Origin of the sequence: uncultured Algibacter sp., from assembly GCF_905480415.1 — a bacterium.
GTDB lineage: Bacteria > Bacteroidota > Bacteroidia > Flavobacteriales > Flavobacteriaceae > Algibacter_B.
The window spans coordinates 1-3,616 of the sequence record NZ_CAJQQI010000147.1; the positions used below are offsets into that span (position 1 = coordinate 1).

Here is a 3,616-nt window from a genome sequence, read left to right on the forward strand (position 1 = left end):
TTCTCAGTCAAAAACTATTACAGGATCAGTAACTGATGACGGGGGATTACCTTTACCTGGAGTTACCATTTTAGTTAAAAATTCAAAAAACTTAGGAGTGGCTACAGATTTTGATGGGAATTTTAGTATTACAATTCCTTCAACTAGTTCAAAAATTTTAGTATTTTCTTATTTAGGATATACAACCCAAGAGGTAAACGTTTCTAACACTTCAAATGTTAATTTAATAATGATTCCAGACCAAACACAATTAGATGAAGTTGTAGTGGTAGGTTATGGAACCGTACTTAAAAAAGATGTTACGGGAGCATTAACATCTGTGAAGGTTAAAGACAATGTTGCAAATCAATCAGGTACCATAGATCAACTATTACAAGGAAGAGCAGCTGGTGTTCAAGTAACTCAAAATGCAGGTGCTCCTGGGTCCGGTATTAGTGTAAAAATTAGAGGAACCAATAGCTTACGTGGAAATAATGAACCTCTTTATGTCATTGATGGTGTTATTATATCATCAGCCGGAGAAGATGTAATTGCTGCCGGTGGTGTGGGTAATTCAGGGCAAGAAACTCAAAATGGGTTAAATGGTATAAATCCGCGTGATATTGAAAGCATTCAAGTTTTAAAAGATGCATCCGCAACGGCTATTTATGGTTCTAGAGGAGCTAACGGAGTCGTATTAATAACCACTAAAAAAGGTGTTAAAGGGAAAGTAAAAATCAAATCCTTTATAACAACGTCTATAAGAACTATTGATAAAAAATATGATGTTTTGGACGGTATTGGCTATGCTAATTATCAAAATGAAATGGCGTTACTTAATGGTCTTAATCCTCGATTCCAAATAGATGGTTCTCAAATATTTGGAATTACTTATGATACAGCAGGTAATCCAAATGTATCAAATAGACCCGCTCAAATTTTAAATTGGCAAGATGAATTATACCGACAAGGATTTAGTACAAAAGTAGGTTTTTCAGCTTCTGGTGGTAGTGATAACGGAAATTATTATGTCTCTTTAGGTTTTGATGAACAAGAAGGTATTGTAAGTAATTCAGGCCTTAAAAGCAGTGATATCAGAATTAATTTAAATCAAGACCTTACAAATAAATTAAAATTACAAGCTAGGTTTAGTGCTTCTTTTAACGATATAAACTTTACCGAAGGTGGAGATTTAACTGGTGCCAACCAAAGTTTTGTTAGAAACGCTATTTTATTTAGACCCGTTATTACTGAAGAAATTGAAGATTTTGGAGAAGATTTAGAGGCTTCAAACCCGTATTCTTGGGTAAACGACTTTGAAGATGTATCTAAAGCAAAGCGGTACATCGCTTCTATAGGGCTTACCTATAAACTTCCTGTTAAAGGTTTAAGCTACCAACTAAAAGCAGGTGGTAATGTTAGAACTAAAGATAGAAGACGTTTTTATGGGTTAACAACATTTCAAGGTGCTAATGCCAATGGTGCATTGCAAATATCAACCTTAAACGTCACATCATATCAAATAAATAACTTTTTAAGGTTTAATAGAACATTTAACAGAAAACATAGAATAAATGCTACCGCAGGTGTAACTTATGATGTAAGAAATGTAGAGAATAGTATTTATGCAGTAGAAGATTTTGTTACAACTGAGCTTACTACACAGCAACCTTTTTTGGCTTCGGTAATTTCGCAGCCATTACGATATTTAAAATCTGATCAACAAATATTTTCTTTATTGGGTCGTTTAAACTACACTTTCAATAACAAGTACATACTTACAGCATCTTTTCGTAGAGATGGTGTTTCTAAATTCTCAAAAGAAAACAGATTTGGTTTCTTTCCGTCATTTGCATTAGCATGGAGACTTGATAATGAGAAGTTTATTAAAAATTTAAATATTTTTGAAGATTTAAAACTAAGAGCTGGTTGGGGTGAAATTGGGAACCATGGTATTGGGGCTTATGGTACTTTGTCTGATTATGGTATAAACGGACAGTTATACGGTACTCCTGGAAATGGAACCAGTGTACCTTTATCACTTAACAACGTTGCAAATCCGAACTTAACATGGGAAACTACGGAGCAATTAAATTTTGGATTAGATTTTACAACTAAAAACGATAGAATTTCGGGAAGTATTGATTTATATGACAAAACAACCAAAGATTTATTACAAAGGAGCCCAATTCCAACATCTTCAGGATTTAGAAGTATTCTTATCAATAGAGGAACAATTTCTAACAAAGGTTTGGAAGTAGCATTAAATATTGCTGCTGTTTCAACGGATGATTTTGAAATAAATATTGGTGGAAATATTGCATTTAATAAAACGAAGATAGAAACTCTAGGTATTCCTCTAGAGGATTTTTATATAGATGGAATTGCTCAACAACGGTCTTTTTATCTCGGTAATCAAATAAGCACAGGCCAGTATTTTAGATCACCTGCTAATGTGTTTGTTGAAGGGGAAGAAACCAGTCTTTTTTATGGTTTTGAAACTAATGGAATCTATCAAACAGAAGATACAGACCTTGTTGCTGGTGCTGTGCCAGGAGATGTAAGATTCGTAGATCAAAATGAAGATGGAGTTATTGATATTTTAGATAGAACTTTTATAGGAAATCCAAATCCTGATTTTGTTTATGGTTTTAATGTAAACTTTAAATTGAAAGGTTTTACTGCAAACTTTCTTTTTAATGGAGCTTATGGAAATGATATCGCGAACGGAAATTTAATTAAACTTAATAATGCTGAGGGATTAGGTACTAATATTAGCCCTAATGCGTATAACAATGCATGGAGACCAGATGCTCAATCAAACCTACATCCTAGATTAGGTTATGATGTGATATCTAATCAAGCAATCGGAATTTCTGACCGCATTATTGAAGATGGTAGTTATTTAAGATTAAATAACGTTACTATTGGTTACGATATTCCTGTAGAAAACAGTTCATTAATGGAACGTTTTAATGTATATATCGCTGGACAAAATTTATTTACTTGGACAGATTATAGTGGTTATAATCCAGAAGTTTCAAGCTTCTTACATAATGGTCTTATAAATGGAGTAGATTGGAACGGCGCACCAAATGCTAAAACTATTTTATTAGGGTTAAACATTAATTTCTAAGTACAATTGAATTATAAAAACAAAAAATAGAAACACATGAAAAATTTAAAATTTATTTTAGTATTGATTTTTGGTTTTTTGTCTAGTTCATGTAACTTAGATGAAGACCCAATATTTCTAGATACCACACTTTATGATAATCCAGATAGTGCAACCGCTGCTTTAGATGGGATTTATCAAAAGCTAACAACGTATGATTCAATGGAGAGACGTTATTGGGTTATAAACGGTTTTTCAGGACTCTTTATAACACATAGACAAGGGAATAGTGTTAACAATCCTCACAATAGTAGTTTAATGGCCTTGAACCCAATTCAAGATCAAGCTTCTGAAGCGTTTTGGAGAGGTTTGTATAGTGCAATTGCGCAAACAAATGCAGCTATTGAAAATATTACAGTAGTTGAAAACCCAATAACAAATGATGAATTACTTTTTAGCGATATAGCAGGACAAGCATACTTTGCGCGCGCTTGGGCATATTTTGATTTAACTCGACTTTTT

At 33.0% G+C, this 3,616-nt stretch carries 2 protein-coding genes; both read left to right on the forward strand.

Annotated elements, in window-relative coordinates; all coding sequences use genetic code 11:
- Window positions 1-3,115, forward strand: a 3,115-nt coding sequence (locus tag QZ260_RS10090) for a TonB-dependent receptor (protein WP_295985736.1), incomplete at its 5' end; no start/stop codon positions are given.
- Window positions 3,116-3,151: 36 nt separating this feature from the next.
- Window positions 3,152-3,616: RagB/SusD family nutrient uptake outer membrane protein (locus QZ260_RS10095; RefSeq protein WP_295985738.1), on the forward strand; the 465-nt coding region annotated here is incomplete at its 3' end.